Raw genomic sequence first — 14,813 nt, 5'->3', positions numbered from 1 at the left:
GCGGAGCGGGGGAAGACTTCGTGTGGTGAACATCAGCCGACTGCTCCTTCCATCTGCAGCTCGATGAGGCGGTTCAGCTCGAGGGCGTACTCCATCGGGAGCTCCTTGGCGATCGGCTCGACGAAGCCGCGCACGATCATCGCCATCGCCTCCTCCTCGGTCATGCCCCGGGACATCAGGTAGAACATCTGGTCCTCGGACACCTTGGACACGGTCGCCTCGTGGCCCATCTGCACGTCGTCCTCGCGGATGTCGACGTACGGGTAGGTGTCGGACCGGGAGATCGTGTCGACGAGCAGGGCGTCGCAGACGACCGAGCTCTTCGAGCCGTGCGCGCCCTCCATCACCTGGACGAGACCGCGGTAGCTCGTGCGGCCGCCGCCGCGGGCCACCGACTTCGAGACGATCGAGCTGCTCGTGTTCGGGGCGGCGTGGACCATCTTCGACCCGGCGTCCTGGTGCTGGCCCTCACCCGCGAAGGCGATGGACAGCGTCTCGCCCTTGGCGTGCTCGCCGAGGAGGAAGACGGCCGGGTACTTCATCGTGACCTTGGAGCCGATGTTGCCGTCGATCCACTCCATCGTCGCGCCCTCGGCGCACGTGGCGCGCTTGGTGACGAGGTTGTAGACGTTGTTCGACCAGTTCTGGATGGTCGTGTAGCGCACGCGGGCGTTCTTCTTGACGACGATCTCGACGACGGCGCTGTGCAGCGAGTCGGACTTGTAGATCGGCGCGGTGCAGCCCTCGACGTAGTGCACGTACGAGCCCTCGTCGGCGATGATGAGCGTCCGCTCGAACTGGCCCATGTTCTCGGTGTTGATCCGGAAGTAGGCCTGGAGCGGGATGTCGACGTGGACGCCCGGCGGGACGTAGATGAACGAGCCGCCCGACCACACGGCGGTGTTGAGCGCGGCGAACTTGTTGTCGCCGGCCGGGATGACCGAGGCGAAGTACTCGCGGAAGAGGTCCTCGTGCTCGCGCAGCCCGGTGTCGGTGTCGACGAAGATGACGCCCTTCTCCTCCAGGTCCTCGCGGATCTGGTGGTAGACGACCTCGGACTCGTACTGGGCGGCGACACCGGCGACGAGGCGCTGCTTCTCGGCCTCGGGGATGCCGAGCTTGTCGTAGGTGTTCTTGATGTCCTCGGGCAGGTCCTCCCAGGAGGTCGCCTGCTTCTCGGTGGACTTCACGAAGTACTTGATGTTCTGGAAGTCGATGCCGGTGAGGTCGCTGCCCCAGGACGGCATCGGCTTCTTGTCGAACAGCCGCAGCGACTTCATCCGCAGGTCCTTCATCCACTGCGGCTCGCTCTTGCGGTCGGAGATGTCGGCGACGACCTCCGGGCCGAGACCGCGCTTCGCGGACGCACCGGCGGTGTCGGAGTCGGCCCAGCCGTACTCGTAGGTGCCGAGACCCTTGAGACCGGGGTTGAGCTCTTCGATGTGGCTCGTCATGACGAGGACCTCTCGGTGGTGGTCGGGGTGGGGACGAAGGTGGTGCAGACGTGGTCGCCGTGGGCGAGGGTCGCCAGGCGCTGGACGTGGACGCCGAGGACGCGGGAGAACGCCTCGGTCTCGGCCTCGCACAGCTCGGGGAACTCGGACGCGACGTGCTGGACGGGGCAGTGGCCCTGGCAGAGCTGCACCCCCGTCAGCGCCGTGCGGGCGCCGGGTGTTCCCACCGGGCGCGCCGAGGCCGCGTAGCCCTCGGCGTTGAGGGCGGTGACGAGGGCGTCGGCGCGGCGGGCGGTGTCGTCGCCGGCGTCGTCGAGCGCGTCGGCGATGCGGTGCTCGAGACCGGCGACCCGCTCCTCGGCGAAGGCCTGGACCGCCGCCTCGCCGCCGGTGCGGCGCAGGAAGCGCAGCGCCTGACCGGCGAGGTGGTCGTAGTCGGAGGCCAGCGCGCGGTGGCCGTCGTCGGTGAGGGTCCACGCCTTGGCCGGGCGGCCGCGCCGGCGCGGGCCTGCGGCGTCGCGCGGCTCGACGAGCCCGGCGGCGTGGAGGTTGTCGACGTGGCGCCGCACGGCGGTCTCGGTGAGGCCGAGCCGCTCGACGAGGGCCGTGATGCTGACCGGCCCCTCCTGGCTCACGACGCGCAGCACCCGGTCGCGGGTGCGCGACTCGTCGGTGTGGACGTCGGGATTAACCACACACCCATGTTAGGTAAATGCTCGGACGGCGTCCAAGGAAGGGTCGCCTAACCCGCGGTGCCGCGCTCCTCGACGTAGTCCTCGGCGCCGGGGCCGTCGATGTCGTCGTCCTCGTCGATGGGCAGGAACACCGACGGCATGCGCCGCCGCGGCGGGGCCACCGAGTCGGCGCCGAACCAGCGGTCGCGCAGCGGGGCGGTGAGCACGCCGAAGGGGGCCGTGAGCACGTAGCCGTAGGCGACGACGAGGCCGGTGAGGCCCGGCGCGACGAGGAGCCCGACGACGATGGCCACCCCGACCGCCGCCGTGCCGAGTCGGGCCCGCGGGGTGGTCGGCGCCAGGAGGTTGCGGAAGGACCGGAACCGGATGGTCATCACCATGAGGAAGGCCGGACCGACGCTGACGAGCAGGGGGAACCAGGCGCGCCACGGCCCGGTGCCGGGGCCGAAGAACGGCGAGTCGAGGGCGAAGATCGTCGCGATGACGACGCTCGCGGCACCGGGCGAGGGCAGCCCGACGAAGTAGCGCTTGTCGGCGGCGGGGTCGATCGTCACGTTGAAGCGGGCCAGCCGGAACGCCGCGCAGGACAGCCAGAGGAAGGCGACGAGCCAGGCGAGGACCGGCCAGTCGCCGAGCGCCCACGTGTGCACGAGCACGGCCGGCGCGACGCCGAAGGAGATGAGGTCGGCGAGCGAGTCGAGCTGGAGCCCGAACGGCGAGGTGGCGCCGACGAGGCGGGCCACGAAGCCGTCGGCGATGTCCATGACGATCGAGAACGCGATGAGGACCGCGGCGAGCGTGAAGTGCCCGCGGAAGGCGAGGAGCACCGAGGAGAACCCGCTGAGCAGGTTGAGCGTCGTGAAGGCGCTGGGGGCGAGGAGGCGGGCCCGCTCGCGCTTGCGCAGCTGGCGCAGCGAGACGACGTCGGCGCCGGTGGGCGAGACGAGCCGCCACCGGTCGAGGATGCGTCGTCGTCCGTTGCCGCCCGGTTCGTCGGCGCTCATCGGGCCACCCCGCTCGTCGCCGGCCAGCGCGCGAGGACGCTCTCCCCCGCGACCACCCGCTCGCCCGCGGCGACGAGCAGGTCGCACTCCGGCGGGACGAAGACGTCCATCCGGGACCCGAACTTCATGAGGCCGACCCGGGTGCCGGTGGCGAGCTCGTCGCCGACGGCCACGCGGGTGACGACCCGGCGGGCCATCAGGCCGACGATCTGGCGGAAGTGCACGCGCCGCAGCTCGCCACCGACCTCCCGCTCGACGGTGATGTCGGCCCGCTCGTTGAGGTGCGCGCTCTCGTGCGTGTAGGCGGCGAGCCACTTCCCGGGGCGCTGGACGACCTCGACGACCCGCCCGCCGTAGGGGGCGCGGTTGATGTGGACGTCGAAGGCCGAGAGGAAGATGCTCACCTGCTGCCACGCGCCGGGGGGCGCCACGCCCTCCTGGCCCGGACCCGCGTACATCACCTTGCCGTCGGCCGGGGAGAGGACGTCGTCGACGGGAACCGACCGGGAGTCCGGCGAGCGGTCGGGGTCGCGGAAGAACGCGGCGACCGCCACCGGCAGCACCCCGAGGACGGCGGCCACCCCCGGCCGTCGCAGGAGCAGGGCGAGCGCGGCGGGGACGGCGGCGACCGCGGTCGCGGGGCCGGCCTCCCGGTCGATGCGTGGCATGGCCCCCACCCTAGGATGAACGACCATGGCGCCGGCGGTCCTCGTGCACGAGCTGCGCCGCGCCTTCGCAGGTCGGGCCGCGGTCGACGGCGCGTCGTGGTCGGCGGCGGCCGGGCGGGTCACCGCCGTGCTCGGCCCCAACGGCGCCGGCAAGACGACCACCGTCGAGTGCCTCGAGGGGCTGCAGCGCCCGGACTCCGGCTCGGTGCGCGTGCTCGACTCCGACCCGTGGCGCGCCCCGGCGTCGCACCGGGCGGCGGTCGGCGTCATGCTCCAGGACGGCGGGCTTCCGACCACCGCCCGCCCGCTCCCCCTGCTGCGCCACCTCGCCGCCCTCCACGCCGACCCCTGGCCGGTCGAGGAACTCGCCGCCCGGCTCGGCATCGGCGACTTCGCCCGCACGACGGTCCGGCGGATGTCCGGGGGCCAGCGCCAGCGGGTGGCCCTCGCCGCCGCGCTCGTGGGGCGGCCCGAGGTCCTCTTCCTCGACGAGCCGACCGCCGGGCTCGACCCGCACGCCCGGCTGGACGTGTGGTCGCTGCTCCGCGCCGAGGCCGGGCGCGGGGTGTGCGTCGTCGTCACGACGCACTCCTTCGAGGAGGCCGAGCGCATCGCCGACGACGTCGTCGTGCTGGCCGCCGGGCGGGTCGTGGCCTCCGGGACGCTCGCCGAGGTCCGCGGTGCCCGCACGCTCGAGGACGTCTACTTCGAGCTGACCGCCGGGGGTGCCCGATGAGTGCCCCGGCTCCCCCGCGCACCCGCGTGCTCGCCCAGGCCCGGTTCGAGACCCGGATGCTCCTCGGCAACGGCGAGCAGCTGCTGGTGTCGGTGCTGCTGCCGGCCATCGCGCTCGTCGGCCTGACCCTGGCCTCCGTCCCCGACCTCGGCGCCGGACGCCGGGTCGACCTCGCGACGGCGGGCACCCTGGCGCTCGCCGTCCTGTCCACGGCCTTCACCGGACAGGCCATCGCCACCGGGTTCGACCGGCGCGCCGGCGTCCTCCGGCTGCTCGGCACGACGCCGCTCGGGCGCGGCGGGCTGCTCGCCGGGAAGGCCCTCGCGGTGCTCGGCGTCCTCGCCGTCCAGGTCGTCGTCCTCGGCGGCCTCGGGCTGGCCCTCGGGTGGCGACCGGTCGCGGCCGGGTTGCTCCCGGCCCTCGTCTCGCTGCTGCTCGGCACCGCGACCCTCGTCGCCCTCGCGCTGCTGCTCGCCGGCACCGTGCGCGCCGAGGCCGTCCTGGCCGTGGCCAACCTCGTCTGGGTGCTGCTCCTCGGGCTCGGGGTGCTCGTACCGACGTCGGTGCTGCCCGGGCCGTTCGCCGGTGTGGCGGCCGTGCTGCCCTCCGGTGCGCTCGGCGACGCGCTGCGGGCCTCCCTCGTCTCCGGCGAGTGGCCGTGGGGACCGTGGCTCGTGCTCGTGGGGTGGGCCGCGGCCGGCGGCGCCGCGGCGGCCCGCTGGTTCCGCTGGTCCGGGTGAGCCGTACGATTCCAGCGTGACGACGCGCACCGCGACCCCGGTCGGCACGGGCACCCGTGCCGGCTCCCGCTGGCTCGGCCCGGTGCTCCTCGCGGACCTCGTCGCGCAGGTCGGCATCGTCGTCACCGGCGGCCTCGTCCGGCTCACCGGCAGCGGGCTCGGCTGCCCCACGTGGCCCCGCTGCACCGGCGCCTCGATCACCCCGACCGTCGAGCAGGCCGAGGGCTTCCACAAGTACATCGAGTTCGGCAACCGCACCCTGACCGGCGTCCTCGCCGTCCTCGCCGTCGCGTCCGTGGTCGTCGTCTGGCGGTTCGCGCCGCGTCGGGCGATGAAGGTCGCGTCGGCGGTCGTCCTCGGCGGCGTCGTCGCCCAGGCGCTGCTCGGCGGGCTCACCGTCCTGCTCGGCCTGCACCCCGCCACCGTCGCGGCGCACTTCCTGCTCTCGATGGTCCTCGTCGTCGCCGCCGCCTACCTGTGGTTCGCCCGCGGCGAGGCCACCGTGCCGGCGCGTCCGCTCGTCCCGGACCTCGTCGTCCGGCTCGCCTGGGTCACGAGCGGTGTCGGCGCGGTCGTGCTCGCCCTCGGGACGGTCGTCACGGGGTCCGGGCCGCACTCCGGCGACGCCGACACCCCGAACCGCTTCGGGTTCGACCCGCGCACCATCTCGTGGCTGCACGCCGACGTCGTCATGCTCTTCCTCGGCCTCGTCGTCGCGACCTGGCTCGCCGCGCGGCTCACCGCCGAGGCCACCTCGGCCCCGCGGGCCTGGCTCGTCGTGCTCGGGGTCTCCCTCGCGCAGGGGCTCGTCGGGTACGTGCAGTACCTCACCGCGCTGCCCGAGGCGCTCGTGCTCGCGCACATGTTCGGCGCCGCGATGCTCGTCGTCGCCCTGACCGCCGGCGTGCTGGCGCTGCGCAGCCGGACCACCTAGTCCTCGAGGAGCCCCGCCGTCCGGGCGAGGGCCACCGCCTCGCCCCGCGACGCCGCCCCGAGCTTGGCGAGGATGTTCGACACGTGCACGCTCGCCGTCTTCGTGCTGATGAACAGGGCCCGCCCGACCTCGCCGTTGGAGCGCCCGGCGGCGACGAGGGCCAGCACCTCGGCCTCGCGCGCGGTGAGCGACGTGCTCGCCGGACGGGCGTCGAGCCGGTCGAGGGCCGCGAGCAGCGGCCGGGCGCGCAGCCGCTCGGCGACCTCGCGGGCCAGGACCACCTGCTCGCGGGCTCCCGGGTCGCCGGCCGCCGTGAGCACCTCGGCGAGGCGGGCGCGGGAGCGGGCGAGCTCGTAGGGCTCGGCGCGCTCGTCGAAGAGCGCGACGACCTCGCGCCAGGCCGCGACGAGGGGGTCGAGCGCGGCCCCGGTGCCGCCGAGCCACTCGGCCCGCAGCCCCTCGGCGCGGGCCCGGGCCACCCAGGCCTCGCCCTCGAGCGACGGCGGCGCGAGCGTGGACCCCTCGCCCCACACGGTCGCGGCGTCGGCGGCCAGCGTGCGCGCGACCTCGAGGAGCCGGCGCCGGTCGTCGGCCGGCCGGTCGCGCAGGCCGGTGGCGAGGTGCCCCACGACCGTGGCCCCGAGCCGGGCCTCGACCGCCACCCGCTCGACCGACCACAGGTCGCGGAGGAACGCGACGAGCTCGGTGTGCACCTCGAGCATCCGCTCGAGGTGCCCCTCCCGGCCGAGGACGTCGACGGCGGCCGACCCGGCCTGCACCGCGATGCGGCCGTCCTCGGACCAGAACGGGCGGGACGAGGCGAGGAGCTGCTCGGCGTCGGCCTCGCCCCGGGCCGCCGGCACGTAGCATCCCGCCGACTCGACGCCGGCGAACCCGGCCGCGGGCAGGCCGGCCGCGGCGGCGTCGGCGACGAGCCGGACGGCGAGGTCCCAGTCCCCCATCTCGTACGCGGCGGTGACCGCGAAGGCCCGGCCGTCGACCCCGAACACCGACGCCTCGAGGCCGGCCCGCCGCGCCTCGGCGTGCTCGCGCTCGAACCCCTCGAGGGCGGCGCGGAACTCGCCCTGGCGCAGGTGGATGCTCGCGAGGACGTGCAGCGCGCGCAGGAGGGCGAGGTCGGGGGTGTCGGTCCACTCGGCGATGACCGCCTCGAGCCGGCGGATCGACTCGCCCGGGTCCCCCGCCGCCTCGCCGAGCCGGACGAGCACCGAGGAGAGGTCGGCCCGGTCGACGGCGAGGTCGTGCTCGACGGCCAGCGCCATCGCCGCGTCGGCGACCTCGACCGCCTCGGCGGTGGCCCCGGCGTCGGTGAGGACCTCGGCCCGTCGGGTGAGCAGCCCGACGCGCAGCGAGACGGGGGCGTCGTCGTCGAGGAGCGAGAGGGCCTCGGCGGTGAGGGCCAGCCGGTCGACGCGCTCCTCGGTCATCCGGGACGCGAAGGCCAGCGCCCCGAGCAGCTCGGCCCGCTCGAGCGGCGCGGCGGCCGGGCCGGCGAGCCGGGCGCGCAGATGGGTCATCGCGCGCATCGGACGCCCCGCGGCGTTGGCCGCCGACGCGGCGCGCAGGGTGACGCGGTGGGCCTCGGGGTCGTCGACGTCGAGGAGGCCGAGGGCGGTCTCGAAGTGGGCGAGGGCCTCGGCGGGTCCGCCCATCCGGCGGGCGCTGTCGCCGGCGCGCACCGCGGCCGTCAGGGCGAGCTCGCGGTCGCCGGAGGCCAGCGCGTGGCGGGCGAGGTCGGCGGCGGTGCCGAGCGCGGGGTCGTCGAGGAGCGCGTCGGCGCAGGCGCGGTGCAGCTGGACCCGCTCGTGCGGCAGCAGGTCGTCGCTGACCGCCTCGGCGAGCAGCGCGTGGCGGAACTCGTAGCCGCGGTCGGCCCACGGCTCGAGGACGTGGTGCTCGAGCGCCGCGCGCAGCGCCCGACGCAGGACCGCGGCGTCCTCGCCCGCGACCCGCTCGAGGAGCGCGTGCCGCACCCGGCGGCCGATGACGGCGGCGACCCGGACGACGGACTGCGCCTCCTCGTCGAGCTGGTCGACGCGGGCGAGCAGGAGCCGGGTGAGGTCGCCGGGGTCGACGCCGCCCGCACCGGCGGCGGCGGCCAGCTCCTCGGCGAAGAAGGCGTTGCCCTCGGCCCGGCGGGCGACCTCGTCGACGACCCGGGGGGCCAGGCCCGACCCCGCGCGCCGCACGATGTGCCGCAGGTCGGTGTCGGGCAGCGGCCCGAGCTCGAGGCGGGTGAGGGTCGGCAGGCGCGACCAGACCGACAGCGCGGCCGAGAGCGGGTGCCGGCGGTGGATGTCGTCGCTGCGCCAGGTGGCGAGCAGCCCGACCCCCTCGGGTGCGCCGCGGGTGAAGAGGAGGGTGAGCAGCTCGCGGGTGGACTCGTCGGCCCAGTGGACGTCCTCGACGACGACGAGCACCGGCGCGCGGGCGCCGAGGTCGGTGAGGGCCGCGTGCACGGCCTCGACGAGGTCGGCCCGCACCGTGTCCCCTCGGGCAGCGCCGGCGAGCCGCGGCACGAGCGCCACGAGGCCGGGGTGGGCGGCGACGAGCTCGTCGACGAGGTCGCGGTCCCGCGCGTCGAGGCCGGCGAACATCTCGACGAAGGGCAGGTAGGGCAGGCTCGTCCCGACCTCGCCGACGCAGTGCCCGACGAGGACCCGGTGGCCGGCGGACCGCTCGGCGAGGCCCGAGACGAGCGCGGTCTTGCCGATGCCGGCGTCGCCCCCGAGGAGCACTGCGCCCCCGCCGTCGTCGCCCCCGAGCGCCTCACGGACGCGCGCGAGCTCGTCGGCGCGGCCGACGAGCTCGGCGTGGGGGCGGGCGGGCACGGGCCCGATCATCGCACCGGGCGCCGACGCCGGCCCGCCCACCGCCGCCGGCGCGCTCACGGGTGGCGGGGACGGCCGGCGACGCGCGGCCGCGCGAGCCGCGCGAGGACGGCCGCGACGGGGTGCACGCCGAGGGCCACGGTGGGGTGCGCCACGGCGTGGTCGCGCTCCGGGTGGTGGACGTCGACCCCGGCGAGCTCGAGGCGGCGCTCCACCTCGGCGGTGACGAACAGCTGGTCTGCGTGGATGCTCACGGCTCTCTCCTTGCGCTCCGCCGGAGGGCGGTTCCCTCCGACGTCCTCCACGGTGCGCGGCTGAGGTGGGGGGCCACATCGGGCGGCTGCCGTATCCCGCCCCCGGCCCCGGGGTCTGAGGTACCTCAGTCCTCTTCAGGTTCCACAATTGCCCTTGTGCAATTGTCCTTGTGCATCTACCGTGGGGTGATGACGAAGCCGGAGATCCGCACCCTGCGCGACGCCGCACCCCTCGCCGCCCTGGCCCACCCGTTCCGCTCCCGGATCATGGACGCGCTCAAGGTCGACGGCCCCTCGACCGCCTCGATGCTCGCGGCCCGCACCGGGCAGGCGGTGGGCAACGCGAGCCACCACCTCAAGGTGCTCGCCGAGGCCGGGCTGGTCGAGGAGGCCCCCGAGCTCGCCCGCGACCGCCGGGAGCGGTGGTGGCGGCTCGTCTCCACCGGCACCCGGTGGAGCAGCCTCGACCTCGCCGGCGACCCGGCCGCGGCCGCCGCCGCGCGCGAGGCCGAGGCCCTCCAGCTGCGCCGGCAGCTCGAACGGGTCACCGCCTGGCTGTCGAACGAGGGCACCGACCCCGCGTGGGACGACGCCGCCTTCGCCAACCAGAACTGGATGCGCCTCTCCCCCGCCGAGCTCAAGCAGGTCGCGGAGGAGACCATCGCCCTCTACCGCCGCTGGGCCGACCGCGAGGTCCCCGACGACGGCGTCGAGCGCGAACCCGTCCTCGTCTTCGCCCGGGGGTTCCCGTGCCAGCCGTGAGCACCACCTCGTCGCCCACGACCACCCCCGGCCCGGCTCCCCTGCGCCGCAACGGGTCCTTCGCCCTGCTGTGGCTCGGCGAGGGCGTCAGCGTCCTCGGGGCCATGACGACCACCGTCGTCGTGCCCCTGCTCGCGGTCACCGAGTTCGGCGCGGGCGCCGGCTGGATGGGCCTGCTCACCGCGGCGGCCTGGCTGCCCTGGCTCGTCGTCGGGCTGCCGGCCGGCGCGTGGGTCGACCGCCTCGACCCGCGCCGGGTCATGGTCGTCGCCGACCTCGTCGCGGCCCTGGCCGTCGGGTCGGTCCCCGCGGCGTTCCTCCTCGGGGTGCTCGGCCTGCCCCACCTGCTCGCCGCCGCCCTGCTCAGCGGGGCCTGCTCGGTCTTCTTCCGGACCGCCTACGGCGCCTTCGTCCCCCGGGTCGTCCGCGAGGAGGACCTCGACACCGCCAACGGGCGCCTCTACGGCACGGAGTCGGCGATGCAGGTCGCCGGGCCGGGGGTCGGCGGCCTGCTCGTCCAGCTCGTCGGGGCCGCCCTCGCCGTCGTCGCCGACGTCGTGAGCTTCCTCGTCTCGGCGGCCTGCCTGTGGCGCATCGACCCGCGGACGCTGCGGCCGGCGCCGGAGCGTCCCGCCCGGGGGCGGCTGCGCGACGAGATCGCCGACGGGGTGCGCATCGTCCGCCGCGACCCGTTCCTCCGGTTCTTCTCGCTCCAGGGCGCCGCCTCGAACTTCGCGCTCACCGGCTACGGGGCGCTGCTCGTGCTCTTCCTCGTCCGCGACCTCGACGTCGCGCCGGCCACGGTCGGCCTCCTCGTGTCGGCGGGCAGCGTCGGCGGTCTCGTCGGGGCGGCCGTGGCGTCGCCGCTGGCGCGGCGGGTCGGCACGGCCCGCGCGATGCGGTGGCTGCAGGTGCTCGGCGGTCCGACCGCCCTGCTCGTGCCCCTCGCCGGGCCGGGTGCCCGCGTGGCCCTCGTCCCGCTGGGCGTCGCGCTCGTCGGCGTGGGGGTCGTCGGGGCCAACGTCGTCCGCTCGGCGTTCCGGCAGCGCTACACGCCGGCCCACCTGCTTGGCCGGACGATGTCGGCCTCGTCGGTGCTCAACTTCGGGACGATGCCGCTCGCCGGCCTGGCCGCCGGGTGGCTGGGGACCGGCCTCGGAGTGCAGCCGACCATCCTCGTCATGACGGCGCTGCACGCCGTGGTGTCGCTGTCGCCGTACGTCGGCCCCTACCGCCGGGGCCGCGACCTGCCCGCTGGGCGGCTCGTCGAGGGATGAGGGCCGCGGCCCGCCGTCAGCGCAGGGCCAGGTGCAGCAGCGGGTCGACCGCCACCGCGAGGAAGACCAGCGTCACGTACGTGATCGAGTAGTGGAAGAGGCGCATCGGCTTGAGCGCCGTGCCGGTGAGCCCGCGCCGGGCAGCGGCCAGCAGCCGGTGCGCCTCGGCGACGAAGAGGGCGCCCGCGACGACGGCCGTCACCGTGTAGACCCAGCCCATCGAGGCCACGGGCACGAGCGCCAGCGAGGTCGCGACCATGACCCACGAGTACGCGACGACCTGCCGGCCGACGGCGACCGGGCCGCGCTCGACGGGGAGCATCGGCACCTCGGCCGTCGCGTAGTCCTCGCGGAAGGCCATCGAGAGCGGCCAGTAGTGCGGTGGAGTCCAGAAGAAGATCACGAGGAAGAGGACGAGCGCCGGCCAGCCGACCGTGCCGGTGACCGCCGACCACCCGATGAGGGTGGGCATGCAGCCGGCGACCCCGCCCCAGACGATGTTCTGCGACGTGCGCCGCTTGAGCAGCACCGTGTAGCCGACCGCGTAGAGCGCGATGGCCAGCACCGAGAGCACGGCGGAGAGGACGTTGACGACGAGGGCGAACCACACGGTGGAGGCGACGGTGAGGACGCCGCCGAAGACCATCGCCTCGGTGACGGTGACCTCGCCGGTGACCATCGGCCGCGAGCTGGTGCGGTGCATCAGCCGGTCGATGTCGCGGTCGTACACGGAGTTGAACGTGTTGGCCGCGCCGGCGCTCAGGATGCCCCCGACGAGGGTGGCGAGCACCAGCCACAGGGAGGGCACCCCGCGCTCGGCGAGGAACATCACCGGCACCGTGGTCACGAGGAGCAGCTCGATGATGCGCGGCTTGGTGAGCGCCACGAACGCGGCGACCCGGCGCCTGCGGCCGCGGGCGGCGACGGGCGCCGATGCGGCAGTCAGGGGGGAGGTGGCCACGTCGTCCTTCGCGGTCGGCCGGAACGGTGCGCCGCGATTCTAACCGCCCCCGCGCAAGACCCGAAGACCGCCCCGCACCGGGGGTCCGGTCCGGCACTAGGGTGGGGAGGACCAGCGTCACACGGCGCCCTCACCGCCGGTGGTTCCGACCGAGTTCGTCCCCGTGAGAGAGGTTTCCCTTGACCACCACCACCACCCGCAAGCGCTCCACCTCGCTGCTGGCCGGCCGCTCCCCCGAGCTCTCCCGGCCGGTCGCGAAGAAGGCGAAGTGGAGCGACGTCGACATCCGCGCCGTCGACACCGTGCGTGTCCTCGCCGCCGACGCCGTGCAGAAGACCGGGAACGGCCACCCCGGCACCGCGATGAGCCTCGCCCCCGTCGCCTACCTGCTCTTCCAGCAGGTGATGCGCCACGACCCGTCCGACCCCACGTGGCTCGGCCGCGACCGGTTCGTCCTGTCCTGCGGGCACTCCTCGCTCACCCAGTACATCCAGCTCTACCTCTCCGGCTACGGCCTCGAGCTGTCCGACCTCAGGAGCCTGCGCACGTGGGGCTCGCTGACCCCGGGCCACCCCGAGGTGCACCACACCGACGGCGTCGAGATCACCACCGGCCCGCTCGGCTCCGGCCTGGCCTCGGCCGTCGGCATGGCGATGGCCCAGCGCCGCCAGCGCGGGCTGCTGGACCCCGAGACCAAGGCCGGCCAGAGCCCGTTCGACCACCACGTGTGGGTCCTCGCCTCCGACGGCGACCTCATGGAAGGCGTTGCCTCCGAGGCCTGCTCGCTCGCCGGCCACCAGGAGCTCGGCAACCTCACGGTCGTCTACGACGCCAACCAGATCTCCATCGAGGACGACACCGACATCTCGTTCTCCGAGGACGTCGCGAAGCGCTACGAGGCCTACGGCTGGGACGTCGTCGACGTCGACTGGCGCCGCTCGAGCGACCCCGCCGGCGACGCCGACTACACCGAGGACGTCGACGCCCTGCTCTCGGCGCTCGAGAAGAGCCGCCGGGTCGGCAAGCGTCCCACCCTCATCCGCCTGCACACCGTCATCGCCTGGCCGGCCCCCTCGGCCCGCGGCACGGGCAAGTCGCACGGCTCGGCCCTCGGCGAGGACGAGGTCGCGGCGACCAAGAAGGTCCTCGGCTTCGACCCGAAGAAGACCTTCGAGGTCGACCGGGCGGTCATCACCCACACCCGCGAGGTCAAGAAGCGCGGCAAGGCCGCCCACCGCGAGTGGGACAAGGGCTACAAGGCGTGGCGCAGGGCCAACCCCGAGCGCGCCGCGCTGCTCGACCGGCTCGCCGCCGCCGAGCTGCCGAAGGACTTCGCCAAGGCGCTGCCCGTGTTCGAGGCCGACGAGAAGGGCATCGCCACCCGCGCCGCCTCCGGCAAGGTCCTCGGCGCGCTCGCCGACGTCCTCCCCGAGCTGTGGGGCGGCTCGGCCGACCTCGCCGAGTCGAACAACACGACGATGGCGGGCCAGGCGTCGTTCATCCCCACCGGCAAGCAGACCGCCGAGTGGAAGGGCGGCCCCTACGGCCGCACCCTGCACTTCGGCATCCGCGAGAACGCGATGGGCATGATCCTCAACGGGATCGCGCTCGAGGGCCTCACCCGTCCCTACGGCGGCACCTTCCTCGTCTTCTCCGACTACATGCGCCCGGCCGTCCGGCTCGCCGCGATCCAGGAGCTGCCGGTCACCTTCGTCTGGACCCACGACTCCATCGGCCTCGGTGAGGACGGCCCGACCCACCAGCCGGTCGAGCACCTCGCCTCGCTGCGGGCCATCCCCGGCCTGGCCGTCGTCCGCCCGGCCGACGCGAACGAGACGGCCGAGGCCTGGGCCGAGGTGCTCCGCCGCGGTCGGCCCGCCGGCCTCGCCCTCTCGCGCCAGGCGCTCCCGACCATCGACCGGAAGACCCACGCCAAGGCCTCGGGCGTCCGCAAGGGCGCTTACGTCCTCGTCGACGGTGGCACGAACGGCGACGAGGCCCCCGAGGTCGTCCTCGTCGCGACGGGCTCGGAGGTCGGGCTCGCCCTCGCCGCGCGCGAGCGGCTCGAGAAGGCGGGCACCCGCACCCGCGTCGTCTCGATGCCGTGCCGGGAATGGTTCGAGGAGCAGCCGCGCTCCTACCAGAACAAGGTCCTGCCCCCCGAGGTCCGGGCCCGCGTCAGCGTCGAGGCGGGTGTCGCCATGGGGTGGCACGACCTCGTCGGGGACGCCGGCCGGTGCGTCAGCCTCGAGCACTTCGGGGCCTCCGCCGACGGCGCCCGGCTGTTCCGCGAGTTCGGGTTCACGCCCGAGGCCGTCGCCAAGGCGGCCAAGGACTCGCTCAAGGCCGCCCGGTCCGCCGCCGGTGTCCCTGCGGTGAACGACACCGCGCCGCGCGCCCGCAAGGACGAGGGCACCGACGTGGGAACCCCCGAGCCGCCGAGCCGCAAGAGCGCGGCCTCGGCGAGGAAGTGAGA

The 14,813-nt window shown here is 74.8% G+C and carries 13 protein-coding genes; 6 read left to right on the top strand and 7 right to left on the bottom strand.

What is annotated here, in order from left to right; translation table 11 throughout:
* Window positions 1-32 precede the first annotated feature (32 nt).
* The 4 genes from sufB to JQN70_RS04020 are packed head-to-tail and all read right to left on the bottom strand — an operon-like array spanning window position 33 to window position 3,821.
* Window positions 33-1,454, bottom strand: coding sequence for a Fe-S cluster assembly protein SufB (gene sufB / locus JQN70_RS04035; protein WP_204130034.1), 1,422 nt, complete (start codon window positions 1,452-1,454; stop codon window positions 33-35).
* On the bottom strand, window positions 1,451-2,149 hold the full coding sequence (locus JQN70_RS04030; RefSeq protein ID WP_204130033.1) for a helix-turn-helix transcriptional regulator: 699 nt from the start codon (window positions 2,147-2,149) through the stop codon (window positions 1,451-1,453). Before JQN70_RS04030 ends, sufB begins: the two co-directional genes overlap by 4 nt.
* A gap of 47 nt (window positions 2,150-2,196) precedes the next feature.
* Window positions 2,197-3,153 (bottom strand): CDP-diacylglycerol--serine O-phosphatidyltransferase, encoded by a 957-nt coding sequence (gene pssA / locus JQN70_RS04025; protein WP_204130032.1) that lies wholly within the window; start codon window positions 3,151-3,153, stop codon window positions 2,197-2,199.
* Window positions 3,150-3,821 (bottom strand): phosphatidylserine decarboxylase, encoded by a 672-nt coding sequence (locus JQN70_RS04020; RefSeq protein ID WP_204130031.1) that lies wholly within the window; start codon window positions 3,819-3,821, stop codon window positions 3,150-3,152. The genes pssA and JQN70_RS04020 overlap by 4 nt, the downstream gene beginning before the upstream one ends.
* A gap of 25 nt (window positions 3,822-3,846) precedes the next feature.
* On the opposite strand from JQN70_RS04020, the gene JQN70_RS04015 reads away from it, so the two are divergent.
* The 3 genes from JQN70_RS04015 to JQN70_RS04005 are packed head-to-tail and all read left to right on the top strand — an operon-like array spanning window position 3,847 to window position 6,231.
* Window positions 3,847-4,557 carry an ABC transporter ATP-binding protein gene (locus tag JQN70_RS04015; RefSeq protein WP_204130030.1) on the top strand — a complete coding sequence of 237 codons (711 nt, stop codon included), beginning with the start codon at window positions 3,847-3,849 and terminating at the stop codon, window positions 4,555-4,557.
* A complete protein-coding gene (locus JQN70_RS04010; protein ID WP_204130029.1) occupies window positions 4,554-5,297 on the top strand; it encodes an ABC transporter permease in 744 nt (247 codons plus the stop codon). The genes JQN70_RS04015 and JQN70_RS04010 overlap by 4 nt, the downstream gene beginning before the upstream one ends.
* 16 nt (window positions 5,298-5,313) lie before the next feature.
* A complete protein-coding gene (locus JQN70_RS04005; protein ID WP_204130028.1) occupies window positions 5,314-6,231 on the top strand; it encodes a COX15/CtaA family protein in 918 nt (305 codons plus the stop codon).
* On the opposite strand, the gene JQN70_RS04000 is transcribed toward JQN70_RS04005, so the two are convergent.
* Window positions 6,228-9,083, bottom strand: coding sequence for a helix-turn-helix transcriptional regulator (locus JQN70_RS04000; protein ID WP_204130027.1), 2,856 nt, complete (start codon window positions 9,081-9,083; stop codon window positions 6,228-6,230). The two genes, JQN70_RS04005 and JQN70_RS04000, sit on opposite strands and share 4 nt — an antisense overlap.
* Window positions 9,084-9,139: 56 nt before the next feature.
* A complete protein-coding gene (locus JQN70_RS03995) occupies window positions 9,140-9,337 on the bottom strand; it encodes a hypothetical protein (RefSeq protein WP_204130026.1) in 198 nt (65 codons plus the stop codon).
* Between the two features lie 189 nt (window positions 9,338-9,526).
* On the opposite strand from JQN70_RS03995, the gene JQN70_RS03990 reads away from it, so the two are divergent.
* Both JQN70_RS03990 and JQN70_RS03985 read left to right on the top strand, forming a co-directional pair.
* Window positions 9,527-10,099, top strand: coding sequence for a winged helix-turn-helix domain-containing protein (locus tag JQN70_RS03990; RefSeq protein WP_204130025.1), 573 nt, complete (start codon window positions 9,527-9,529; stop codon window positions 10,097-10,099).
* Window positions 10,096-11,376, top strand: coding sequence for an MFS transporter (locus JQN70_RS03985; RefSeq protein WP_204130024.1), 1,281 nt, complete (start codon window positions 10,096-10,098; stop codon window positions 11,374-11,376). Before JQN70_RS03990 ends, JQN70_RS03985 begins: the two co-directional genes overlap by 4 nt.
* A 16-nt stretch (window positions 11,377-11,392) precedes the next feature.
* Here the strand turns inward: JQN70_RS03985 and JQN70_RS03980 are convergent, their stop codons facing one another.
* Window positions 11,393-12,337 (bottom strand): heme o synthase, encoded by a 945-nt coding sequence (locus JQN70_RS03980; protein WP_434063741.1) that lies wholly within the window; start codon window positions 12,335-12,337, stop codon window positions 11,393-11,395.
* Window positions 12,338-12,516: 179 nt separating this feature from the next.
* Here JQN70_RS03980 and tkt point away from each other — a divergent pair, with 179 nt between their 5' ends.
* Window positions 12,517-14,811 carry a transketolase gene (tkt, locus tag JQN70_RS03975; protein WP_204130023.1) on the top strand — a complete coding sequence of 765 codons (2,295 nt, stop codon included), beginning with the start codon at window positions 12,517-12,519 and terminating at the stop codon, window positions 14,809-14,811.
* Window positions 14,812-14,813 lie beyond the last annotated feature (2 nt).

The organism is Phycicoccus sonneratiae (genome assembly GCF_016887965.1).
In the GTDB taxonomy this organism is placed as follows: domain Bacteria; phylum Actinomycetota; class Actinomycetes; order Actinomycetales; family Dermatophilaceae; genus Phycicoccus; species Phycicoccus sonneratiae.
The sequence above is the reverse complement of the archived record's forward strand: the minus strand, read 5'-3'. Positions and strand labels throughout refer to the sequence as shown.